The organism is Flavobacteriales bacterium (assembly GCA_016716605.1).
In the GTDB taxonomy this organism is placed as follows: domain Bacteria; phylum Bacteroidota; class Bacteroidia; order Flavobacteriales_F; family PHOS-HE28; genus PHOS-HE28.
Window position 1 is genome coordinate 1,307,076 of the sequence record JADJWA010000001.1, and the last position, 24,491, is coordinate 1,331,566.

Sequence of the window (24,491 nt, forward strand, 5' to 3'; positions counted from 1 at the left end):
ATAGCCCTGCAGGGTCAAGCAAAGGCCCGTCGCTCTAGGGCTTATCGACCACGGGCTGCGTCGAGTCGACGAAACCAGCGTTGCGTGCACCTGCGCTGGACGCGCCGCCGGCGTTGCAGTTACTCCGCTGGGCGCTCCCGGCCTTGCTTCTGTATGGTCACGGCCAGGGTCACCTCGTGCGTGCCCGTGCTGTAGTTGCGCAGGTTGCTGGTGATCACATCGTAGCTGTAGCCGAACTGGAATTGCTTCTTATGCCAGTAGCCGATCATCGCGCACCAAGCATCGTTGGTGCGGTAGCCGGCGCCGATCCACACGGTCTCCTTGTAGCGGACGGTCAGGTTCACATCGAGCTTCATCGGCACGGGGGCAACGTACTTCAGCATGAAGCTTGGCTCGATCCGGAAATCCTCTCCTACAGGCAGTCGATACCCCCCCATGGCGTAGTAGTGCCGCTCCATGCGGCTGAGCGTGCCGGTGTTCTCATGCAGGAACTTCACTTCGGTGTTGAGCAATTGCGGCGCAGCTGCCCCGACCCAGAAACGCGGGTGGTGCAGCAGGAAGGAGAAAGTAGCGTCGGGCTTCACTTCGCCGCGCAGCTGATCGTCGAGCGCCGGGTCGCCTTGATCGCGGAAGGTGATCTTCGATCCATCAATCAAGAATTGCAGCATGCCGAAGCCGAGGCCGAAGCCGAGCTTGAGCTCCTCAGTGATGGGGATGTGGTAGGCATAGCTCAGCTGAAAGCCCGTGCGACGCGTAGGGCCCACGTGATCGGTATAGAGGTACCCGCCCACCCCCATGCGCCTGCCAATGGCCGAATGGCCGCTCAGTGTGAAGGTGCGCGGCGCATCCTGCACGCCCACCCATTGGTAGCGGTGGCCGCTGCGCAGCTCGAAGGCCGCGCGGCTGCCTGCCACGGCCTGGTTGAAGATGTAGTCGTTGTGCATGTACTGCGTGAGCTGCGGCAGTTGCTGGGCATGCGTGGGCAATGCGGCCATGAGCACCGCGGCGATCAGGAACAGGAGGCGGAGGTTCTTCATGGCTTCAGCGGATCACGGTGAGCGGACCGGTGTAAGGGTCGGGGAAGCGCGGGTCGTTGAGCTTGATCACGTAGTAGTAGGTGCCGACCGGAACAAAGCCGCCCGAATAGCGGCCGTCCCACGGAGTCTTGTAGCCCACGCTGCGGAACAGCATGTCGCCCCAACGATTGTAGATCTCCACCTCGCACTCCGGGAAGAGGTCGATGTAGTCGATCACCCAAGCGTCGTTCCAACCATCGCCGTTCGGTGTGAAGCCGTTGGTGATGACCACTTCGGGCACAACCGTGACCAGCACTGAGTCCAGGGCGACGCAACCGTTGGGAGCAGTGACCAGCACCGTGAACCATGTGGTCTCCGATGGATCGGCAATCGGGTCGGCGATGCTGGCATTGTTCAGCAGCGAATCGGGCTGCCAGAGGTAGGTCGATCCTGCAGGGCCCGTGGGCGCTCCGCCAAGCTGAGCGGTCTCACTGAGGAAGATCACCTGGTCCGGACCCGCATCGGCGATGGGCAGGTCGAGGATGGTGACGGTGACCTGATCGCTGTCTGAGCATGGGCCATCGCTCACGGTGAGCGTGAAGGTGTAGCTGCCAGGCGCGAGGCCGCCCAGATCGAGCACAGGTGATCCGCTGATCAGTTCGCCCTGATCATCGAACCAGGCATAGTTCACCGCACCCGTGCTGTTGGTGCCATCAAGGGTTACGCCCACACCAGAGCATTCGGTCTGGTCCGAACCGGCATCCGCGACCACTGTCGCGAGCGCACCCACATCAACCGTGACCGAGGTGGTGCAGCCGTTGTCATCCGTGATGGTGAGCGTATAGCTGCCCGGAGCCAGGTTGCTGATGTCCTCATTGGCTGAACTGAATCCGCCGGGACCGTTCCATCCGAAGGTGTAGCCCGGCGTACCTCCGCTCGCGGTCACGCTGATCGCTCCGTCGCTCGCGGTCGCGCAGCTCGCATCCACCACTTGATCCACGACGACATTGAGCGTTGGCGGCTCCGTGATGTCATAGCTGAACACCTGGCTGCAGCCCACACCGTCCGTGATCGTGACCGTATAGGTGCCGGGGCAGAGCGCGGTGGCCGATGCATTGCCCTGGCCGTTCGGCGGAACCGGGTCCCAGGCGTAGCTGTATGCGCCGATGCCGCCCGTCGGGTCCAGCACGATGCTGCCGTCGCAATCGCCGTTGCACTGCACGTTGGTCACCGTGGCATTGTCGGTGATTAAGGTGTAGGGCAGCACGGTGAAGGCGTAGGTGGTGTCGCAGCCCAGCGCATCGGTGATCGTCACGGTATTCGTTCCTGCGCAGAGCCCGCCCACGGTGGTCACATCCTGCGCGATGAGGTTGCCAACGGGATCGCGCCAATCGATGGCGTAGGGCTCAGCCCCGCCGCTGGGCGTAATCGATGCGGTGCCATCGCAAGGGCCGAAGCAGGTCTCGTTCGTCCACAGCAGGTTGGCCTCGATCGCATCGCCCTGGGTGATGGTGAAGGGCACATTGAGCAGGCAGCCGTTCGCATCCGTGACATTCAGCGTGTAATCACCTGCGCACAGGTTGCTCACGTCGAGTGTGTCTTGCGCGATCGTATTCCCGACCGCATCGAGCCAGTTGATCGCGTAAGGCGCAACACCTCCGTTGATGGTCGCGGTCGCGGTGCCCTCGCAATCGCCGTAGCAGAGGTTGCCGGTGGTGGCCACTTGCGCCAGGAGCACCGGCGGATCAACTAGCGTAAAGGTCTCGGACAAGGTGCAACCATTGGCATCGGTCACGGTCACCGTCCAATCGCCGGCGCAGAGGCCCGTGATCGTGGGCTGCGTGGGGTCGCCCGGAGGCGCTGGGCTCCAGAGGTAGGTGTAGGCCTGAATGCCACCTGTGACCACCACGGCGATGGCCCCGTCGCATGCGCTGTTGCAGGTGATGGGCGTTATCGTGTCCGTGATGCTGAGCGGCTGCGGCTCCAGGATCAGCACATCCTGTGTGATCGAGCAGCCCGCCGAATCGGTGATGGTGACGCTGATCTGTCCGGCGCAGAGACCCGTGATGGTCGGCGTGGTCTCAGCGCTCGGCTGCCAGAGGATCTCGTATGGCGCTTGTCCGCCGCTTGGGCCTACGGTCGCCGTGCCATCGCAGAAGCCCGCGCAGGTGGCTGGCGTGGTGCTCAGGTTGGCTAAGATGGGATCCGGCTCCGTGACGAAGGCCGTGTCGATGGTGATGCAGCCGGTGCCGTTGGTGACCTGCACGAGGTAGAGGCCCGCGCACAGGTTGCTCAGGGTGTTGCCCGGCTCGTTCAGGTCGTTGCCGCTCGCATCGAACCAAGCTGTGCTACATGGGGGCTGAGAGCAGGTGTAGTCAACGCTCACAGTGCCGTCGCAATCGCCGGGGCAGCTGGTGATGCCATCGGACATGGTGAGCTGCTCGCCATCGGCATCGCTGATCGCCAAGAGCTGCGTGATGCTGCATCCGTTGGCGTCGGTGATGATGGCATCGTAGAGTCCCGCGCACAGGTCAACGATCGTATCCCCTGTTCCTATGATCGAGGCACCGCTCAGCCAGGTGATGAAATAGGGCGCCGTGCCGCCGCTCGCCGCAACGGTCGCTGTGCCATTGCAAAGACTGCATTCGCTCAGGGTGGTGCTCAGGACCGCTTGCAGGGGTTGCGGCTCATTCACCGCATAGTCCTGCGTGGCGCTGCATCCGCTCGCATCCGTCACGGTCAGCGTGTAGGTGCCGGGGCAGAGATTCGTGATCGTTGGTGTGCCCTGCCCGTTCGCATTCGGTGACCAAGCATAGCTGTAGGGCTGCGTGCCGCCCGTGGCGATTACGGTGACCGATCCATTGCAATCGCCAGTGCACAGCACATCCTGCACGGTAGCGCTGAAATCAAGCGGCTGCGGCTCAGTGATGAGCACTTGCACGGTCGTATCGCAACCGGTGGAATCGGTGATGAGCACATCGTAAACGCCGGCGCAAAGGCCGGTGACCTGTGGCGTGTCCTCACCACCAGGCGACCACAGATAGGTGTAGGGCTCAATGCCGCCGGTCGGGCCCACGGTGGCCGTGCCATCGCATGCGCCTGAGCACGAAACGGGCGTGCTGCTCAGGTTGGGTATGATCGTCTGCGAGGGCAGCACCTCAGCATCGGCGAAGCTCACGCAGCCGCTGCCATTGGTCACTTGCGCCGTATAGATGCCGACGCACAAGCTGTCCACCACGCCTTCATTCACCGCGATCACGTTGCCGCCCGCATCGAACCACACCAGGTTGCAGGGAGGTGCAGTGCACACGAAGCTCACGCTCACCGAGCCGCCGCATGAGTTGCCGCAAGTGGTCTGGCCGTTCACGGGCGTAAGCGCCTCGGCATTGCTATCGCTCACTTGCACCACTTGCGTGACGGTGCAGCCATTGTCATCCGTCACCTCCACCGCATAAAGGCCGCCGCAGAGGTTGCTGATGCTCTCTCCCGCGCCCACGAGCACGCCGCCGAGGTACCAGTTCACAGCGTACGGCGCGGTGCCGCCCGTGATGGTCGCTGTGGCCTGGCCATCGCAATTCGGACAGGTGCTCGCCGTGGTGCTCACGCTCGCTTGCAAAGGCTGCGGCTCGCTCACGTCGTAGCTCGCATTGAAGGAGCAGCCATTGGCATCGGTCACCGTCACTGTGTATTGCCCCGCGCAGAGATCCGTGGCCGTGAGAACGCCCTGTCCGTTCGGCGGAACCGGGTTCCACACCACGGTGTAAGCCTGCGTTCCACCGGTGATGGTGAGCGCAATGCTGCCATTGCAAGCGCCTGAGCATGCGATGCCCGTGACCACCGCATCAACTGCAAGCGGCAGCGGTTCGATGATGAGCACCTGCGCGGTGGTGTCGCATCCGCCATTGTCACTGATGAGCACTGTGTACACGCCCGCGCAAAGGCCCGTGGCGAGTGGAGTGCCTTGGCCGCCGCCCGGTTCAGGCGACCAGGTCCACGTGTAAGGCGGAACGCCACCGCTCACACCAACCGTGGCCGTGCCGTCACACTCGCCCGCGCAGCTCACGGGCGTGCTGCTGCTGAGCAGATCAGTGGGCGCAGGCGCCACCACCGTTGCTGTATCGATGCTCACGCAGCCCGATGCATTCGTGACTTGCACGAGGTAATCGCCGGGGCAGAGGTTCGAGAGCGAGTTGCCATTCTGGTTGAGGTCATTGCCTTGCGCGTCGAACCATGCGATCACGCACGGCGCATCGGCGCACACGAAGTCCACGCTCACGCTGCCATCGCAGGTGTTCGGACAGCTTGTGCTTCCGTCGTTCGCCGTGATGTCCTCACCCGCCGAGTCAGTGATCGGAACTGCTTGCTGAAGCGTGCATCCGTTGGCGTCAGTGACCACCACGGTGTAAACGCCTGCGCAGAGATCGGAGATGCTCGCCCCAGCGCCCACCAGGCTGCCGCCAGCGCTGTACCACTCAACCGTGAGCGGATCGGTGCCGCCCCCAACGGTTGCCGTTGCGGTGCCGATGCAGACCTGGCATTCACTCGGTGTCGCAGTCACGCTCAAGGTGAGCGCTGCGGGCTCGGTCAGTTCGAAGGAGAATGGTGCGCTGCAGCCACTGTCGTCAGTGATCACCACGTCCCAAGTTCCAGAGCAGAGGCTCGTCGCGCTCGATTGTCCTTGTCCGTTCGGAGGGATGGGCGTCCAGGTGTAGGTGTAGTTGCCCGTGCCGCCTGAAGCGTTCAACTCGATGGAAGCATCGCATTGCCCGTTGCAGGAGATCGGCGTCACGGTGGCGTTCGCATCGATTGCTGGTGGGCCGGTGACGATCACCTGCGCGTCGATGCTGCAGTTGTTCGCATCGGTGATCGTCACGGTGTACACGCCCTCGCAGAGGTCGGTGACCTGCTGCGTGTCCTGCATGCCCGGCATCCACATGTAGGTGTATGGCGCGGTGCCGCCGGTCGGTCCCACGGTGGCGGTGCCATCGCACGCGCCTGCGCAGCTCACCGGCGTGCTGCTGCTGTTGGCCTGTATCGGATCGAAGGGGTCAACCGTGAAGGTGAAGGTGCTGTCGCATCCGGTAGCGTCCGTGAGCGTGACGCTGTACGTGGTTCCCGCGCAGAGGCCTGTGACTTGCGTGGTGGTCTGACCGCCCGGCAACCATAGCACATTGATCTGTCCGGTGCCACCGCTTGGTGTTACCGAAGCAGCGCCGGTGCATGGGCCAGCGCAGCTCTCCGGTGAAACAACCAGCGCTGCATCGAACGGTGCCGGGGCATCCACGAAGAAGGGCGTTGATGCCAGGCAGCCCACGGCATCGAACACCTGCACATTCCAGAGGCCGATGCACAAACCGGAGACAGATGCCGTGCCTTGCCCATTCGGCGGGTCAGGAGCCCACACGTATGTGTATGGCGGTATGCCTCCGGTGACCGCCACGTTCGCGGTCCCATCGCATTGGTTCGGGCAGGTGGCATCTGTCCATGTGAGGTTGTTGTCGAGCGGCACCTTCGGCAGGATGTCGAACACCACGGTGGTGTCGCAGCCCGTGGCATCGGTGATTACTACCGTCCACAGGCCCGGACAGAGCTGCGCGATGCTATTGGTGCCTTGGCCGACCGGTGGGAGCGGGCTCCATACGAAGGTGTACGGTCCGCTGCCGCCTGTAGGGTTCACCGTGGCAGTGCCGTTGCAGGGCCCGTTGCAATCCTCATCGGTCTGCGAGGCGTTCGGCTCGATCGGCGTCGGTCCGGTGATGTTGATGAAGAGCACCGTGTCGCATTGCGCGGCATCCGTGATCTGCAGCGTGTAGATGCCTTGGCAGAGCCCGGTTGCGTTCGCCGTGCCTTGGCCGCCACCGGGCAAGGGATCCCATAGCCAGGTGTAGGGCTCAACACCACCGGTCGCGGTCACGGTGGCGGTGCCATCGCACACGTCGCCGCAGCTCGTTGGCGTGGAGGAGAATTGCGCATCGATGCCCGATGGCGTAGTGATAGCGAAGGGCGTGACCACCGTGCAGCCATTCGCGTCGGTCACGGTGAGCGTGTAGGCGCCGGGGCAGTAGTTGGTGGCGTTGGGCGTGCCTTGGCCTGCGCCAGGAGGCGCTTGCCAATCATATTGGTACGGCTCCGTTCCACCGCTGACAGTAGCGGTGGCTGTGCCATCACAGGCGCCTCCGCAGCTTGCTGGTGTGGTCACGAGGTCCACCGCGATCGGTAGCGGCTCATTGATGGTGAAGGCGATGAGCGTGTCGCAGCCCAGCGCATCCGAGACCAGCACGGTGTAGTTGCCCGGGCACAGCTCCGTTGCATTCGGGGTGCCTTGGCCTGTCACATTGGGCGTCCACACGTAGGCGAACGGCAGGGTTCCACCGGTAACTGTCACCGTGGCCGTGCCATCGCATTCTCCAGCGCACGTTGGGTCCGCAGTGGTCAGCACCGCATCGATCGGAGGTGGATCAACAAGGATGAAGGTGAGCGTGGTATCGCACCCACCGCTGGCGATGGTCACTTGGTAGTTGCCCGCGCAGAGCTGCGTCGCATCCGGCGTGCCTTGGCCCGTTACGTCCGGCACCCATGTGTAGGTGAACACGCCGTTGCCGCCGCTGGCCTGCACGCCGATGCTGCCGCTGCAATCGCCGGAGCACGTCGGATCATTCATGGTGCTCACCACCGTGATCGGCGGCGGAGCGGGCACCGTGAAGGCGATGAGCGTATCGCAGCCCACGGCATCGGTGATGAGCAGGGTGTAGGCTTGCGCGCAAAGGCCCGTCACGTTCGGCGTGCCTTGGCCGGTAGGCGGCGGTTGCCAGTCGTAGGCGTATGGTCCTGCTCCGCCGGTGACGATCACGCCCGCTGATCCATCGCACGCGTCCGGGCAGCTCGCAGGCAGCACTTGCAGCGAGACTTCCAACGGCACGGCATCCAATATGGTGAAGGCCTGCGTGATGGTGCATCCGTTCGCATCGGTGATCAGCACAGCGTACGGGCCTGCACAGAGATCCGTGGCGTCCGGAGTGCCTTGGCCCGTCACGTTCGGCGTCCACAGGTAGGTGTAGCCCGGTGCGCCTCCGGTCACCGTCACGCTCGCGGTGCCATCGCAGGCACTGCCGCAGGTCACATCCGTCTGACTCGGTGTCACCATCAATGGCGGCGGCTCATTGATCACGAAGGCGATGAGCGTATCGCAACCGTTCGCATCGGCTACTAGCAGGGTGTAGTTGCCTGCGCACAGCCCGGTGGCATTGGGCGTGCCCTGACCGTTCACGTTCGGCGCCCACAAATAGGTGTAGCCCGGCGTTCCGCCAGAGACGGTCACCGATGCCTCGCCATCGCAAACACCTGCGCAGCTGGCATCAACCGGCGTGAGCTGCGCGTTGATGGGAGGCGGCGAAGGCACATTGAAGGTGAGCGTGGTGTCGCAGCCATTGGGCGTGGCTACCGTCACGCTGTAATCACCAGGGCAGAGCGCGGTGGCGTTCGGTGTGCCCTGGCCCGCAACGTTAGGCGACCAGGTGATGGTGAAGGGCGGCAGCACCCCTGAGATGATGATGCTGATCTCCCCATCGCACGCATCTGAGCAGCTCGCGGGCGTCACCGTTCCCTGCACGTCGATCTCAGGCGGCGCGGCGATGGTGAAGTCTTGCGTGGTGGTGCAATTCGTGGCCTGATCGGTGATGGTGACGGTGTAGTTGCCCTCGCACAGGCCGGTGGCGGCATTGGTGCTCTGGCCGCCGCCGGGTGGCGGCACCCAGTCATAGCTGTATGGCCCAATCCCTCCGCTGGGATTCACCGTGGCCGTTCCATCGCATGCGCCGAAGCAGCTCGCATCGGTCTGCGCCGGGTTCGGTACGATCGGCGGCGGTTCATTGATGATGAAGTTGATCGTGGTGTCGCAGCCGTTCGCATCGACCAAGAGCACGCTGTACGGCCCCGCGCAAAGTCCGGTGGCGTTGTTGGTGCCCTGTCCCGCGCCCGGCGGTGGTGCCCAGGTAACGCTGGTCGCCGGCGTGCCTCCGGTGGGGTTCACGCTCGCGGTTCCATCGCAGACCCCGTTGCACGTTACATCCGTGAAGGTGAGGTTGGGCGTGATCGGTTCCAGGTCGAAGGTGAAGGTGGTATCGAAGGTGCAGAGGTTGGCATCCGTGATGGTGAGCGTATTGATGCCAGCGCATAATTGGTTGAAGCTCGATCCAGTGCCAGCGCCGTTGTTCCAGCTGTAGGTGGGAGCACCGGTGCCGCCGATGGCCAGCGCCGTCCTTGATCCATTGCACACACCAGCGCAGGTAGGAGGCGTGCCAGCGCCGAAGAAGATCACGCCCAGAGGGCTGGGTTCAGTGACATTGATCGGTACGCCGCAGCTCACCCCTTGACCTTCATCGGTGACCACCACGATCTGCGGACCGCCGCAGGCACCTGCCCATGTCTGCGTATTCGGGCCACCGAAGAGCCATGAGTAGGTGAAGGGACCCACGCCACCGGTCACGTTCACGGTGATGGTCGCGTCGCATTCGCCCCGGCAACTGATGTTGAATCCGTTGTAGTCGGTCGTGGCGGAGGTCGTGGCCACGAAGGGCGTTTGCCCACCACCGGTGGCGCACACCACCACATCGCGTTCATCACCAGCAGGCGGAATGGCGAGGTCAGCGCTGATCGGTGCATTGCCGACCGTGATCACGGCTTGCTGCTGCTCCACCACGCGATCGATCACTCCTAGCTCCGGGGCCTGCGCCAGCTGGATCACGCTGCGGCCGGCCATCAAGCGCTTCGCGCCGCGCCCTTCGCTGCAAAGGGTACGCGCCCGCACGAGGGCGCCCGCCGCATGCACGGTTCCCTCCCGCCAGATGATGTCGCCTTCGGTCAGGTGCAGGTCGCTCACGATGCTCCACGAACCGCCGCCATCGAAGCGCAGCTGGCCGCGCATCGGGATCGCGCGCGCATCGATCTCGCGCCCTTGTCCATCGCCCGAGAAGCGCACGGTGCCATCGAAGGCCCAATGCACGCTTCCATTCAGCACGAAGTCGCCATGCACGCGCAGCTCATTGCCGGGAGCACCGGTGAAGCGCGCGAAACCTTCACGCGCATCCACGCGCAGGCTGTTGCAGCGTGCATTGCCTTCGATCCCCACCACTGCTTCGCCTTGCGTCCGAAGCACTGCATCGTCACTTGCCCCGGGAATCCCGGCGCCGCCCGGTCCGCGCTCGGTCAGGCTCCAGTGCGCGGCATCGCTCCAGGCGCCGCTGCCGCCCACCCAATACAGGGTGCGGCGCTGGCCCAGCGCCGTGGTGGCGGTAAGCAGGAGCAGCGCGGCGGCGATCAGAAGGTGGCGGTAGTGGGTGCGCATCGCGGATCAGGTTCTAGTCGAAGGCGGGGCAGTTGATGGCTCGGCGGCCGATGCTCTCTTGGCTGCACGGGGTGATGGCGAGGATGATCTCGTGCGTGTTGGAGCTGCCGAAGCGCAGGCGCGAGGTGGTCACGTCGTAGCTGTAGCCCAGCTGCATGATCTTGGCGAAGCTCACCTTCATGTTGAAGGTGACCGCGTCACCGGCGCGATAGCCTACCCCGAGGCCGAACTTGCGGTTCCACTCCACCATGCCGTTGATGTCGAGCGCCCAAGGCGCGGCCTTGCTCTTCTTCAGCAGCAGGCTAGGCGCCAGCGATACGTTGCGCCCGATGCGGTACTTGTAGCCGCCGCTGAGCATGAGCTGCCGGGCCAGCCTTGAATCGGTGCCGATTCCGTTGATGCGGTTAGCGAGGATCTGGTGGATGCTGATGCCGCCCCAGGCCTTCTTGTTGTACAGGAAGAGGCCCGGTGTGATCTCCGGCGCCACCAGCGTGTTTGCTCGGCTATTGAGCGCGGGGTCGTTGTAGTCGACCAGGGTGCTGGCACCTACGTCGTACTTCACTTGCTGCGCCCCGCCGAAGAAGCCCATGCTCACGTGGTAGTCTCGCGACATCTGGATGTGGTACGCATAGGCGAGCGAGAGCCGCGTGTAGCCCCAGTTTCCGGCCTGATCGCTCTCGGCGAAGAAGCCCACGCCATGCTTGTTCTTCTTCACCGCCCCCTTCTTCTGGATGGATGCATGCAAGCTGGCCCAGCCGGTGTTGGGGGCGCCATCGAACCCCACCCATTGGCGGCGGTAGCCCAGGCGCACATCGAGGCAGTCCTTGCTGCCCGCCACGGCCGGGTTCACGCTGAAGTGGTTGAACACGTATTGCGTGTACTGCGCGAGCTGCTGCCCCTGCACGGCCATGGCCAAGAGCGCGAAGGGAAGGAGCAGCGCGGGCCTCATCTTATGATCGATACGAAGCCGAGGTAGGGATCGGAGCGGCCCTCGAGCGGGTTCAGCTCGATGTAGTAGTAGTAGGTGCCCTCGCTCAGCGGTCGGCCATTGCGCGTGCCGTCCCATGGCTCGCGGTAGCCATTGCTATTGAACACGCGCTGGCCCCAGCGGTCGTAGATCATCACCACCGCACCGGGGTAATCCTGGATGCCCGGGATCTCCCAGGCATCGTTGCGGCCATCGCTGTTGGGCGAGAAGGTGTTGGGCGGATTCACCAGCCGCACCACATCCACCACCACCGTATCCGTGTAGGTGCAGCCATTGATGGTGGTGGTCACCGTGTATGTGGTGGTGCTCGATGGGTTGGCGATGGGATCAGGGATGCCGTTGCCGCTGAGGCCGCTGGTGGGCGACCAATCGTAGGTGGTGCCGCCTGCGGCATCGAGCTGCACGGCGCCGCCCTGCGGGATCTCCGCATCAGGCCCTGCCGTGAAGTCAACGCCTACCACATCAGCCCCGGGGCCGCTCACGCTGATCGTGAAATCGCACTGCGCCGCCGCCGTGGCGCCGTTGTTCTGCGCACCGCTCACCACCACCCAGTATTGCGCCCCTGGCGTGAGCGGCTGCGTGGTGATGCTGAAGGGCAGGCTGTCGGTGGCGCAGGCTCCCACTGCACTGAAAGAAGCCGGGTTGCAATCGGGCGTGCCGGAGAGCACCGCCATGCTCAGCTCATTGTCCATGCCGCCCACCAGCGGGCAGTTGATGCTGGTGAGCGATACGATGGCCGCACCGCCCACGCTGTTGGCTGTGAAGGTGTACCAGACCTGGTTGCCACCGGGCTGGCAGAACGCCGGCACCGCGCCATTGGCGCCGGTGTTGTTCCCGGTGGCGGATTGCTGCGCGCAGAGCTGCGATGCGGTTGCGCAATCGCTGTTGGCAGGCTGCGCGAAGGTGCCCACCGCGAGCGGCGAAAGCAGGGAGATGAGGGCCAGGCGCATGGGTGCGTGCAAGGGGCACGCGCACGCGCGCACTGCCCCGCCGCAAGTTGCCCGCAGCCCGCTCGGCGCCCGGCGCGGGCCGCAGCGCATTTTCACACAGCGTTCTGTTGAGGGGGCGCGCAGCCGGCAAGTGACCCCACCAGGAGTCGAACCTGGATCAAGAGTTTAGGAAACTCCTATTCTATCCATTGAACTATGGGGTCCGGCGACGATCCGCCAGCGACTTGCGCGAAGAGCGGCCAGGAAGCGGCGAGCGGGCGCGAAAGTAGGCCGTGATCGGAACGCAGCCGGGGCCGTTGCGCGCGCTCGCCCCATCGATCGCGCCATCGCCGTGCACTGGGAAGCGGTCTGCGCCAGTACCCAGACGAGCGCCAGCGTAGCTTTCCGCCGTGCGCATCTCAGCGGTCATCATCACGCGCAATGAGGAGGCCAACATCGGGCGTTGCCTGGAATCGTTGCAGGGCTTGGCTGATGAGGTGGTGGTGGTGGACGCTGAGAGCACCGATGCCACGCGCGCGATCGCCATGGCGCACGGTGCGATCGTCCACGAGCGCGCCTGGAAGGGATACAGTGATCAGAAGAACTTCGCCAATGCCCTCGCTCGCCATGGCTACATCCTTTCGCTCGATGCCGACGAAGCGCTGGGCGATGAGCTGCGCGCCGATCTGCTGCGGCACAGCGCGCAAGGCCTCTCCGGCGCTTACCGCTTGAAGCGGCTCACCAACTACTGTGGGCATTGGGTGCGCCACGGCGGCTGGTACCCGGATGCCAAGGTGCGCCTATTCCCCAAGGAGGGCTCCCGCTGGCAGGGCGATCACGTGCATGAGGAGCTCGTTCTGCCGAACGGTTGCGCGATCACCGATCTGCGCGGCGACCTGCTGCATTACAGCTACCGCAGCGTACAGGACCACGTCCATCGGATCGAGCGCTACAGCGCGCTGCACGCGCGATCCATGAAGGAGCGCGGCAAGCAGGCGTCGTGGTGGAAGCTCTGGTTCGCACCGGCGTTCAGGTTCGTTCAGGGCTACGTGCTCCAGCTCGGCTTCCTCGACGGTTGGGCGGGATGGAGGATCGCCGTGCTCAGCGCCCGTTCGGTTCGCCTCAAGTACCGGAAATTGCGGGAGCTGGGCGGCTGAGACCGGCCTTTGGCGCCGCGAACACCAGCAGCGCATAGAACAGCGCGAAGAAGGTGGCTCCGGCCTGTGTCTCAATCGTGTCGTCGGTGAGGCACGAGATGCCGAAGGCGATAGACCAGGCCCTGAAGAGCGGGTGCCGCCAGGCACCGAGCCTCCAGGCAGGCCAGCACCAGGTGATGAGCGACCAAAGCAGGCCCAGGATACCGAAGGAGATCCACAGCGTGAGGTACTGGTTGTGCGCCCGGAGCCTCCACTTCGCGGACAGCTTGCTTCCGGTGCGCTCATAATGCGCATCGAATGACCGCTGGGTGTCGCCGGTGCCCACGCCGTGCAGCCAATTGGCGCGAGCGATAGCCCAGCCTGCGCGCAGGAACTCGATTCGCATGGCCACGGAGTGCCCATCGGCGCGCCCTGAGCTCCGGTACTGCTCCAACTCGAACAGCACCTCGTCCATGCGCGACTTCAAGGACCATGCGCTGCGGTGCGCGCTGGGCACACCCTGCTCAATGGCGCGCACATCGGCATCGGTGAGCGCCATCACGCCGAGGCTGTCCTTGCGGAGGCCCTTGGAGGAGAGATAGCGCGCCAGCGTGGACAGCTGTGGATGACCGAGGGCATCGGTGCTATATAGATCGGCGCTGCTGCGGTGCTTCCATGCACGGGCCAGTTCTCCCCAAGCCACGTATGTCCATACGTGCGTGCCATTCTCTGTCTGCGTGCTGAGCGTGTCGTGGTGGTAGCGCTCACCGCCCGCGCTGGCTTCCTCCAGGCGTTCATGCGATATGCCCAGACGTTCATTCCAGGCGGATCGGATCGCGATCAAGGGCGCGGCGATCAAAAGGGCAATGGCGGAGCGCACCATCCATCGCTTGATCGGCGGTGCGCTCACCGACCAGCGCCATGCGGCGTGGCTCGCGATGAGGCCGAGGATCACGAAGCCCTGGATGCTTCCAAGGCGCGCGAGCAGGTACAGCGCGAGGGCCACCCCGACCACATGCGCGGCCCGGAGCCAGGTTCCGGACGGCAGGCGCCACAGCAGCACGGCTATGGCCATGCACAACAGGAGCGCAAGGCGTATATGGCTGATGAAGATCGACAGCCCGCGGTAATCGCCGGGTGTCGCTTCAGTGAAGGCCAGGCCGAAAGCTCCGCTGGCGATGGCGCTCCACGCCCCGAGGCGCAGGATCAGGTTGAATGCTGTAGGGCCCAGCCGCTCGCTGCCGCCGAGGATCACGCCGAAGACGAGCACAGGCGCCAGGATCCGGCAGAGGTCAAGGCCCCAATCCAGATCATCGGTCCAGATCAGGCCCGCTACATGCAAGGCGAAGAAAGAGGAGAACACGAGGGCGGGAGCACCTAGCGCCGATGCCCATCGCGCGCGCCAATCGCCCAGCACGATCCCCCCGGCGATCCAATTCGCGGCGAGCAGCATCTGGGCCATGCTGAGGAAAGCAGTGCTCCAGGGAAGGAATATGGCGCAGAGGGCCAGCGCGGCCGCATGCGTGCGTTGGAAGGCGATGCGCAGTCCGGCTCGCTGCATCGCGCGGACCGATCAGTTCCTCGAGCCGGAAAGGATGGGCGCCACTCCACCCGTCGCGAAAAGATCGATGGCCTTCTTCACGTATGGGTCCGTGCTCAAAGCGGCCTTGGCCCTGCCGGTCTGGAAGTGGTAACGCGCCACGATCTCGCTGCGGAGCACTTCTTCAATATCGCTGCGGAAGCGTTCCAGGTCCTCCGTGCGGTCGGGTGCGAGCTCCTTGCGCAGCGCATCGAGCTCATCCTCGGCATGCTCGTAGTAGCGCTCCTTCTTCACCTTCTCGGTGAGCGCAGCGAGCGCCTCCATGCTCTCGGTGTCGTATTCGAATTGCTTGTCCTTCACGAAATCGACGAACGACCGGTAGAGCGCATCGGTGATCCTGAAGTCCTCGGCCGGGCCGATCTCCGCATTCTCAGCACGGAATCGCGTGGCGAAGTCGAAGAAGAGGTCGGCCTCGAAGAGGCCACCCACCACCTTGGCGAGCTCGGGCTCCATCACTTCCACATCGGGCATGATCCCGCGGCCCTCCTCCACCTTGCGGCCGTTGCGCGTCTTGAAGGATGCGCTGCCGGCCACTTCCACCTCGGTGGCCCTGCCCGAGCTGTCCCGGTGCGCATAGTCGAGCTTCTGGATGCAGCGGCCGCTGGGGATGTAGTACTTGGCGACGGTCACCTTCAGCTTGCTGTTGTAGATCAGGTCCTTGGTCTGCTGCACCAGGCCCTTGCCGAAGGTGCGGTCGCCCACGATCACAGCGCGGTCCAGGTCCTGCAGCGCGCCGCTCACGATCTCGCTCGCGCTGGCGCTCTGGGCATCGACCAGCACCACGAGCGGCATCTCGGCCTCCATGGGCTCGCTCAGGGTCTTATAGGTCTTGTCCCATTCGCCGATGCGTCCGCGGGTCTCCACCACGAGCTGGTTCTTCGGCACGAAGAGGTTCACGATGCTCACGGCTTCGCGCAATAGGCCTCCGCCGTTGCCGCGCAGGTCGAGGATGAGCTTGTTGGCGCCCTGCTCCTTCACGTCCTTCATTGCCGTGCGCACATCAGCGCTGGCGCTCTGCGTGAATGCGTTGAGCTTGATGTAGCCCACCTGGTTGGCCTGGTCCACGATGCCTTTGTAGGGCACGTCGGGGATCTTGATCTCCTCGCGCGTGAGATCATGGGTGCTGGTGCTGCCATTGCGCAGGGTGACCACCTTCACCGTGGTGCCGCTCTGCCCTTTGAGCAACTTGCTCACTTCGTCGGTGTTCATGCCGGCCACCTTGCGCCCGTCGACCTCCACGATCTCATCACCGGCCCATATGCCGGCCTTCATGGCGGGGAAGTTCTCATAGGGCTCACTCACCAGCACGCGTTCGCCTTTGCGCTTGATCAGGGCCCCGATGCCCCCGTACTGCCCGGTGGTCTGGAAGCGGTAGTCCTCGATGTCGCTCTCGGGGATGTATTGGGTGTAAGGGTCGAGCGAGTTGAGCATCGCATCGATCCCGGTCTTCATCAGCTTTCCGGGCTGCGTATCATCCACGTAGTAGATGTTCAGCTCCTTGTACAGGTCGGTGAAGATCTCGAGGTTCTTGCCGATCTCGAAGTAATTGTCGCCTGCGGCGATCGTGACGGCCCCGCCGAGTGCGATGGCTCCGGCTATGGTCCAGGTGCGCCAACGCGGCGCGAGCGAGGTGCTACGCGTGTTCATGCTTCTGGTGTGCTTCAGGAACGGGGTCGTGTCCATGGCCCCCCCACGGGTGACAAGATAGAAAGCGCTTGAGGGTGAGCCATCCGCCGCGGAACGCGCCATGGCGCCGCAGGGCGGTCAGTCCGTACTCGGAGCAACTCGGCGTGTAGCGGCATGCGCCGGGCAGCAGAGGTGAGATGGCGCCTTGGTACAGGCGCACCAGGGCGATCAACGGCAGCGCGAGGACTTTATCCATGCTGGCTCATCCAACGGTCAAGGGCGCGCGTTAGTCTGATGCGCGTCTCGGAAAATGTGATCGGCGCCCTCCCTTGGAATATGAAGAGCCATGCGCACTGCTGCTCGCGTGCGGCGAGGGCGGCGAGATGGCCGTGCTTGTGCAGGCGATAGGCCTCACGCATCAGGCGTTTCATGCGGTTGCGGTCAACGGCGCGCTTCAGGTTGCGGCTCGGCACGGCGAACGCTGCTTGAGCCGCCGCAGCAGTGGGCAGCGCCATGAGCTTGCCCACCAAGCGGAAGGGCGGCTCATGCAGGGCGATCCCGGTGGTGGCCACTTCCTTCAGGCGCAATCGCCCGCAGAGGCGCTCGCTCTTGGTGAAGGTATTCCGCTGCTTTGCCATGCGGCGCCGATTGTGTGCGCCGATGGTTGGCGCGGTGACGGACCGTGGTCACTTCTTCTTCGCCTCGCGCTTGATGAAGAGCTCCATGGCACCGGTCATGCTGGGGGCTTCGGGCAATGGTGCCTGCAAATCGAGGCGGAAACCGTTGTCAACCACGGCCTTGGCGGTGGTGGGCCCGAAGGCGGCGATGAACACGCCGTCTTGCTTGAACTTCGGGAAGTTCTTCCTCAGGCTCTCGATGCCGCCAGGGCTGAAGAACACCAGCATGTCGTAGTCAAGCTCCTTGATGTCACTGAGGTCGCTGGCCACAGTGCGGTAGAACACCGCATTGGTGTACTTCACGCCCACCTTGTCGAGCAGTTCAGGTATCTCAGCCTTCTGGATGTCGCTGCACGGCACTAGGTATTTCTCATCCTTGTGCTTCTTGATCACGTCGATCAGGTCTGCGAAGGTCTGCTTGCCGATGAAGACCTTGCGCTTGCGGTACACGATGTACTTCTGAACGTAGTAGGCCACGCTCTCGCTCACGCAGAAGTACTTCATGGATTCAGGAACCGTCAGGCGCAGCTCCTTGCACATGCGGAAGAAGTGGTCCACCGCGTTGCGGCTGGTGAGCACGATGGCCGAATGGTCCAGGATGCCGATGCGCTCTTGGCGGAAGTCCTGCCCGGCTACGGGCTCGATCTTGATGAAGGGTCGGAAATCGATCTTCAGGCTGAGCTTGCGCGACAGCTCGTGGTACGGCGATTTATCGTCCGTTGGTGCAGGCTGAGAAACGAGGATCCGTTTGATCTTCAAGGCCGGCAGGCTTAAGAGAGTGGGTCGGAGCTGTTCCGGAGGGCGTGGGCCGCTAGCGCCAAGGGTCCGATTTCGGCGGCGCAAAGGTAAATCATTAGGTATCGCAGAGGGACCCCCTCGCCCAGGCCGATCAATGCCGCACGGAGCCATCGGTAAAGCAACCCGGTACCGAGCAGAGAAAGGCCGATGCCGAGCATGGCCGAGCGCCATTCGGGTCTATAGGCCGCCAGCATCGAAAGGGGGAGGACGGCAATCCCAACGGCGGCGTGCAGCAAGGCACCGGTATAGATGAATTCGGTGATGCCGGAATTCGTCCGCGCAAGCGCCGCGATCAGGCGGAGCAGGATCGCTTGCGCGAGCAGGACGGCAGCAAGGCCAATGAACACCTTCCAGTATTCCGGGGCTGCGGTACCGAAGACCATGGCTGATTGCCAGAGGAGCATGGCCATCGCGGCCACCGCCACCGCCAGGAGGCCGATCACGTTCCGGTCGCTCGTGTCCACCTCCTCGCGCAAGGTCTGCTCACCCAGGCGCGCGCGGAACGCGGCTTGGCGGAGCACCCGCCACTTGCGCGGAGACCCGATGTTCACGGTGGCCAGTACGAGCAGGCAAGCCAGGAAGAGCGCGCCTGCCCAGTTGGCCGTGAGCGGATCCACGTAGCGCGATTCGCCGATCATCGGCGGCGAAGGTATCCGGGCGCATGCCCGCTGCACGGCTGCCTACTTTCGCGCCCGCCTGCGCCGCGCCATCATCGCCAGGACATGCCATGAGCACTTCCACCGCACGACAGAAAGCCGCCACCGACCTGTTCCAGAGCCACGACCATTACCTGGTGGACGAACTGCTCACCGATGAGCAGAAGCTGATCCGCGAAACCGCCCGCAAGCACGTGAGTGCGCACCTGAAGCCCATCATCGAGGAGCGCTTCGAGAAGGCGGAGTTCAGCAAGGACATCATCCCCGGGCTGGCGGGGATCGGCGCGTTCGGCCCATTCGTGCCCGAGGAGTACGGCGGGCCGGGCCTCGACCAGATCAGCTATGGCCTGATCATGCAGGAGATCGAACGCTGCGACAGCGGCCTGCGAAGCCTGTGCAGCGTGCAGGGCTCACTGGCCATGTACCCGATCTGGAAGTATGGCAGCGAAGAGCAGAAGAAGAAATGGCTGCCCGATATGGTGCAGGGCAGGAGGATCGGCTGCTTCGGGCTCACCGAACCAGACTTCGGCAGCAACCCCGGCGGCATGGTCACCACCTTCAAGGACAAGGGCGACCACTACCTGCTGAACGGCGCCAAGATGTGGATCAGCAACGCGCCCTTCGCCGATCTCGCCATCGTTTGGGCCAAGGCCGAGAGCACCGAGGGCCGCATACATGGCCTCATCGTCGAGCGCGGCATGGAGGGCTTCACCACGCCCACCACGCACGGCAAACTCAGCCTTCGGGCAAGCCCCACCGGCGAACTCGTGTTCGATAACGTGAAGGTGCCCAAGGCCAATCTGCTGCCGAACAAAAGCGGTCTCGGTGCGCCCATGGGCTGCCTTGACAGCGCACGCTACGGCATCGCTTGGGGCACGCTAGGCGTGGCCATGGAGTGCTATGACACGGCCCTGCGCTACAGCAAGCAGCGCATCCAGTTCGGCAAGCCGATCGGCGGCTTCCAGCTCACCCAGAAGAAGCTCGCCGAGATGATCACGGAGATCACCAAGGCGCAGCTGCTCACTTGGCGGCTGGGCGTACTGCGCAGCGAAGGCCGCGCCACCACGCAGCAGATCAGCATGGCCAAGCGCAACAATGTTCACCTGGCATTGACCGTGGCACGGGAGGCTCGTCAGATCCTGGGTGGCATGGGCATCACCAACGAGTACCCCATCATGCGCCATATGATGAACCTGGAGAGCGTGGTGACCTACGAGGGCACGCACGACATCCATTTGCTGATCACCGGTGCTGAGGTCACTGGGATCAAGGCGTTCGAGTAGCCAGCGCTTCAGGGTTGCTCCTTCAGCCGCATGGTCCACCCAGGCGGGTCGATGGGCACTTCAACGGCCCCACCGCGCATGAGCGGCGCGATGTCAAGTGACATGGGCGAATCCCGGTATCTGAGAGGCCCTATGAACAGCACGGTTTGCGCAGCCCACCAGACCAGGATCGCCGAAGCGATGGCTATGCCGCGCGCGCTCCTCAGCTCGAATCGCGCAAGCAGCGCCCACGCGACCAGCAGGGCCGGCATGTAGAAATTGCGGATGCCAGCGTAATACGGTGATAGGAACTCGGGAAGACCGCGATAGCTGGCAAGGACCGCAATGAAGAGAAGACCAGCGGCAGCGATGGCGAAGCGCGGGAAGCGGTTGCTTGCGGCTGATCCGCGCCACAAGGCGATCAACAGGCCTAGGCCCAAGGCCAAACCCGCGCACTGCGACCAGAAGGGTGCGCCGTGGATGCCCTTACCGATCAAGGGGAACCAGAGCTGGTAGAATACGGCTTGCACGATTCCTGCGCTGATCGATGCGGATCCGCCATCGGTGCGCTGCACGGTACCATGGCTGGCCAGCGATCCAGCCACGATGCACGCCGCAAGGAGGACGATTGCAGGCGCTAACAGCAATCCGAGGCCAGCCTCTTTGCGCGCGCGCCATGCCGGCCATCCACGCCATGCCGCCAACGGTGCCAGCACCAAGGCGAATGGGCCGGTGAAGCATGCGAGGCAGAGCATGAGATGGTCAACGGTTATGCCTGCACGGGACCGTGCGCCGTGTCTTCCGAAGAGAAGGAGGATGATCACCAGCGAGAGCGGCCACTGCACATTGGTCTGGTTCATCCAGATCTCATTGCCCATGGGCACGAGCGTGATCGCGCATACGGCGAAGAATCGCGCAGCCCTGGATCCCGGGAAGCGCGTCCATGCGATTCGCCATACGGCCAGGTAGATGATCAGCGCACCGAACAGATTCACCCACGGCATTCGCGCGATCGGCACCCCGAGCCCAACGCCGAGATTGGCGATGAGCCTCGGGTAAAGGTGGAAGTACCCATTCGCCGTGCTGAAGAGAGAAGACCATCCCGTGTTGAACGCATCTGCGAAGAAGTCGCGCCCTTCCTCGCCATAGAACCAAGGCATACTGAAGGCGTCCGGCCTGCGGAATACAAGTGCCGCAATGGAAATTACCACGGCAAATACGAAGAGGAGCTCTTCGCTCCTCTTCGTGGCCACGGGGTTATGCTGAGGGTTAGCGGTGGCCATGGCCCGGCGAAAATAGCCGGGTGTTATCGCGGAGTGACCATTGCATCCGAGAGGCTCGGTGTTCCGGCCACCACCTTCAAAGTGTGGCGCACCTTAGTGCTTCCTGTGCCTTTGTTGAATCCGAGGGAGCCTACCGGCCCATCGTAACGGCGCCCGGGGCGTTTCTCTTCGGGCTCCAGCACCACATCGAAATTCACCTTGCGGTTGCCGCGCTCGGCCATCCGAACAGGCACGCTGTGCCGCGTATCCAATTCCACCTCCTTGATCAGGTGGCCGGGCTTAATGAACGCGAGCCGGGCGCTTGAGCCAACGGGCAACGCTACCACGAAGCGGCCGCTCGGCAGCACTTCGGCATAGAGGCAATGCTCCGCCACCTCCACCACGAGAACCAGGTCGTCCACGTTGCGGTCCTCCACATGCAGCCAGCCGGTGAAGACCACCTCCTTTGGCTTCTCGCGCCCGGCATCTGCGAGAGCAGGAACGTGAAATATGCTGGCGGTGATCGCGGCTGCAACGGCGGCGATGTGCGATACGGGTTTCATGGCTCTGGTTGTTTGATGAGCCAAAGGTGCCGTTGGCCTTGGCGGACAGCAATGCCCACTTAGGGTGATATTAGGGCATCGGCGCCCGCAGCGTCCGGTTGCGCCGTCTGGCAGGAGTCAAGCGGCCTGCGCAACATCCGATCGGGACTGACTTTCCTGCTTGCGCGTGGATACTGCCATTCAACCCCTTTCTTTGGCCCGCCCCAACCGAGCATGGCCAGCACCTACAAGCGCATCCTCCTGAAGCTCTCCGGCGAGAGCCTGATGGGCGAGCGGGATTACGGCATCGACCCGCAGCGGCTCGGCCGCTATGCCGATGAGATCATCGCTGCCTCGAATCAAGGTGTCGAAATGGCCGTGGTGATCGGCGGCGGCAACATCTATCGGGGCATGCAGGCCGAAGGCAGCATCGATCGGGTGCAGGGAGATCACATGGGGATGCTGGCCACCGTGATCAACAGCCTGGCCTTGCAGAGCGCACTTGAGGCCAAAGGCCACAAGACACGGCTGATGACCGCCATCAAGATGGAGCAGATCGCCGAGCCCTTCATCCGCCGCCGTGCGGTGCGGCATTTGGAGAAAGGCCGCGTGGTGATCTTCGGAGCGGGCACGGGCAATCCTTACTTCACCACCGACACGGCGGCCAGCCTCCGCGCCATCGAGATCGAGGCCGATGTGATCCTGAAGGGCACCCGCGTGGACGGCATCTATACGGCCGATCCCGAGAAGGACAAGAGCGCCACCAAGTATGACCGCATCTCTTTCAGCGAGGTGTACGAGAAGGGCCTCAGCGTGATGGATATGACTGCTTTCACGCTGTGCAACGAGAATAAGCTCCCCATCATCGTCTTCGACATGAACAAGCCCGGCAACCTCGCGCGCCTGATCGCAGGTGAGCGGGTTGGCACCTTGGTGGAATTCTGAAGCATTTCCGCGCCCGCAGCACGCCGCTATTTTTGCCAACCAGCAAGGGCCAACTCACCGCACCATGATCGATACCGCTGCCGTACTGAACACCTGCGAGGACCACATGCGCAAGGCCGTGGAGCACCTCGAGCACGAACTCACCAAGATCCGCGCGGGCGCCGCCAACCCTGGTATGCTCGACACTGTTCGTGTCGATTACTACGGCCAGATGGTTCCGCTATCGCAGGTCGCGGGCATCAATACCGGCGATGCGCGCACCCTGTTCGTGAAACCCTGGGAGAAGAAGATGATCGATGCGATCGAGAAGGCCATCATCGGCGCCAACCTCGGCTTCAATCCCAGCAACAACGGCGAGAGCGTGATCATCCACGTGCCCATGCTCACCGAAGAGCGTCGCAAGGCGTTGGTGAAGAGCGCGCATGCGGAGATGGAGCACGCCAAGGTGGGCATCCGCAGCAGCCGTCAGAAAGCCATGGAGGCCATCAAGGCCGCCAAGAAGGAGGGCCTGCCAGAGGACAACGCCAAGGACCTGGAGGGCCAGGTGGAGAAGCTTACGTCCACTTGGGGCAAGAAAGCCGAGGAACTGCTGGCCGCGAAGGAGAAGGACATCATGAAGGTCTAGGCCCACACCGGGCTCCCTTCTGAGCAATTCCTGCACATCTCAAAGCTGCTGCGTGATTGCAGCAGTGATCGCCGGAAATCGTTGTAGGCATCGCTGTGCCACAGCTCGCCGAAGCTGTGCGTGCGGAGATCACCGAGCACGTGGTGCGCGTCCTTGTCGAAGCAGCAGGGCACCACGCGGCCATCCCATGTGATCACGCAACTGTGCCACATCTTCCAGCAGTTGTCATCCAGCTTGTTCTTCACCTCCCACACGCCTGATGCGCTGCGCCGGTAGCGCGCGTACTTGTCCTGCAAGGGGATCAGCGGATGGTCGTCCTTGGGGTCGTAGATCTGCGCGGTCTTCAGCCAGAGCTCATCCACACCGAGTTCGCGCGCCAGCTTGCGCACATCGGGGATCTGGTGCTCATTCGGCTTCACTACTAGGAACTGGAACACCACATGCGGCGTTCGGCTCTTCAGGCGGCGTTTCCAGGTGATGATGTTGCGCGTGCCTTCGATCACCTTGGCCAATTCGCCCTCGCGCCGGTACTGCGAATAGGTCTCTTGCGTGGTGCCATCGAGCGAGATGATCAGGCGTGAAAGCCCGCTGCGCACGGTGGCTTCGGCCTTGGCATCATCCAGGAAGTGCGCATTGGTGCTGGTGGCGGTGTACAGGCCCTTGTCATGGGCGTAGCGCACCATGTCGAGGAAGCCGGGGTTGATGTACGGTTCCCCTTGGAAGTAGAAGGTCAGTGCCCAGAGGTCGGGCGCGAGCTCATCGATGACGCGCGTGAAGAGGTCCTGCTTCAGATTGCCCGTGGGCCGGGTGAAGCTGCGCAGGCCGCTGGGGCATTCGGGGCAGCGCAGGTTGCAAGCAGTGGTGGGTTCGAAGCTGATGCTGAAGGGCAGGCCGCCGATACGCGGATCCTTGCTGCGCTTGGCGCGTCGGAAGCTGCTCCATAGCGCGGTGGCATTGAGCAGGCGCCGTGGCGTCGCATAGCGGCCCCATTCCAGCGCATCCTTCGCCCGCGCGATCATGCGAGCAAGGTAGATCGATGGCCTAGGCCGGAAAGCGTTCCTTTGCCCGGCGCCGGAAAAGACGGGC

Annotated in this window: 16 protein-coding genes and 1 tRNA gene; 4 read left to right on the forward strand and 13 right to left on the reverse strand. The window is 63.6% G+C overall.

Annotated elements, in window-relative coordinates:
* Positions 1–119: 119 nt before the first annotated feature.
* The 5 genes from IPM12_05140 to IPM12_05160 all read right to left on the reverse strand — a co-directional run bounded on the left by IPM12_05140 (position 120) and on the right by IPM12_05160 (position 12,500).
* Complete coding sequence (locus tag IPM12_05140) at positions 120–1,037, reverse strand: type IX secretion system membrane protein PorP/SprF (GenBank protein ID MBK9147194.1); 918 nt, start codon at positions 1,035–1,037, stop codon at positions 120–122.
* Between the two features lie 4 nt (positions 1,038–1,041).
* Positions 1,042–10,359, reverse strand: coding sequence for a gliding motility-associated C-terminal domain-containing protein (locus tag IPM12_05145; protein ID MBK9147195.1), 9,318 nt, complete (start codon positions 10,357–10,359; stop codon positions 1,042–1,044).
* 13 nt (positions 10,360–10,372) lie between these two features.
* On the reverse strand, positions 10,373–11,308 hold the full coding sequence (locus tag IPM12_05150; GenBank protein MBK9147196.1) for a type IX secretion system membrane protein PorP/SprF: 936 nt from the start codon (positions 11,306–11,308) through the stop codon (positions 10,373–10,375).
* On the reverse strand, positions 11,305–12,297 hold the full coding sequence (locus IPM12_05155) for a gliding motility-associated C-terminal domain-containing protein (GenBank protein ID MBK9147197.1): 993 nt from the start codon (positions 12,295–12,297) through the stop codon (positions 11,305–11,307). The genes IPM12_05150 and IPM12_05155 overlap by 4 nt, the downstream gene beginning before the upstream one ends.
* Positions 12,298–12,428: 131 nt before the next feature.
* A tRNA-Arg gene (locus tag IPM12_05160) sits at positions 12,429–12,500 on the reverse strand.
* Between the two features lie 186 nt (positions 12,501–12,686).
* Here IPM12_05160 and IPM12_05165 point away from each other — a divergent pair.
* Positions 12,687–13,433, forward strand: coding sequence for a glycosyltransferase family 2 protein (locus IPM12_05165; protein MBK9147198.1), 747 nt, complete (start codon positions 12,687–12,689; stop codon positions 13,431–13,433).
* Here IPM12_05165 and IPM12_05170 read toward each other — a convergent pair.
* The 5 genes from IPM12_05170 to IPM12_05190 are packed head-to-tail and all read right to left on the reverse strand — an operon-like array spanning position 13,399 to position 18,224.
* On the reverse strand, positions 13,399–14,973 hold the full coding sequence (locus IPM12_05170; protein ID MBK9147199.1) for an O-antigen ligase family protein: 1,575 nt from the start codon (positions 14,971–14,973) through the stop codon (positions 13,399–13,401). The genes IPM12_05165 and IPM12_05170 overlap by 35 nt on opposite strands.
* Positions 14,974–14,985: 12 nt before the next feature.
* On the reverse strand, positions 14,986–16,659 hold the full coding sequence (locus IPM12_05175) for a S41 family peptidase (protein MBK9147200.1): 1,674 nt from the start codon (positions 16,657–16,659) through the stop codon (positions 14,986–14,988).
* Positions 16,646–16,894 carry a membrane protein insertion efficiency factor YidD gene (gene yidD / locus IPM12_05180; GenBank protein ID MBK9147201.1) on the reverse strand — a complete coding sequence of 83 codons (249 nt, stop codon included), beginning with the start codon at positions 16,892–16,894 and terminating at the stop codon, positions 16,646–16,648. The genes IPM12_05175 and yidD overlap by 14 nt, the downstream gene beginning before the upstream one ends.
* Entirely contained in the window at positions 16,887–17,276 is a 390-nt protein-coding gene (locus IPM12_05185; GenBank protein MBK9147202.1) for a ribonuclease P protein component, read from the reverse strand. Before IPM12_05185 ends, yidD begins: the two co-directional genes overlap by 8 nt.
* A gap of 48 nt (positions 17,277–17,324) precedes the next feature.
* On the reverse strand, positions 17,325–18,224 hold the full coding sequence (locus IPM12_05190; GenBank protein MBK9147203.1) for a uroporphyrinogen-III synthase: 900 nt from the start codon (positions 18,222–18,224) through the stop codon (positions 17,325–17,327).
* A 616-nt stretch (positions 18,225–18,840) separates the two neighbouring features.
* On the opposite strand from IPM12_05190, the gene IPM12_05195 reads away from it, so the two are divergent.
* Positions 18,841–20,052, forward strand: a complete 1,212-nt coding sequence (locus IPM12_05195) for an acyl-CoA dehydrogenase family protein (GenBank protein MBK9147204.1) — start codon at positions 18,841–18,843, stop codon at positions 20,050–20,052.
* A gap of 8 nt (positions 20,053–20,060) precedes the next feature.
* On the opposite strand, the gene IPM12_05200 is transcribed toward IPM12_05195, so the two are convergent.
* Both IPM12_05200 and IPM12_05205 read right to left on the reverse strand, forming a co-directional pair.
* Complete coding sequence (locus IPM12_05200; protein MBK9147205.1) at positions 20,061–21,284, reverse strand: hypothetical protein; 1,224 nt, start codon at positions 21,282–21,284, stop codon at positions 20,061–20,063.
* Between the two features lie 53 nt (positions 21,285–21,337).
* Positions 21,338–21,856 (reverse strand): hypothetical protein, encoded by a 519-nt coding sequence (locus IPM12_05205; GenBank protein ID MBK9147206.1) that lies wholly within the window; start codon positions 21,854–21,856, stop codon positions 21,338–21,340.
* A 213-nt stretch (positions 21,857–22,069) separates the two neighbouring features.
* On the opposite strand from IPM12_05205, the gene IPM12_05210 reads away from it, so the two are divergent.
* Positions 22,070–22,780 (forward strand): UMP kinase, encoded by a 711-nt coding sequence (locus IPM12_05210; GenBank protein MBK9147207.1) that lies wholly within the window; start codon positions 22,070–22,072, stop codon positions 22,778–22,780.
* A gap of 64 nt (positions 22,781–22,844) precedes the next feature.
* Positions 22,845–23,405, forward strand: a complete 561-nt coding sequence (gene frr / locus IPM12_05215; protein ID MBK9147208.1) for a ribosome recycling factor — start codon at positions 22,845–22,847, stop codon at positions 23,403–23,405.
* Here the strand turns inward: frr and IPM12_05220 are convergent.
* Positions 23,402–24,424 carry an SPASM domain-containing protein gene (locus IPM12_05220; GenBank protein MBK9147209.1) on the reverse strand — a complete coding sequence of 341 codons (1,023 nt, stop codon included), beginning with the start codon at positions 24,422–24,424 and terminating at the stop codon, positions 23,402–23,404. The genes frr and IPM12_05220 overlap by 4 nt on opposite strands.
* Positions 24,425–24,491: the final 67 nt, after the last annotated feature.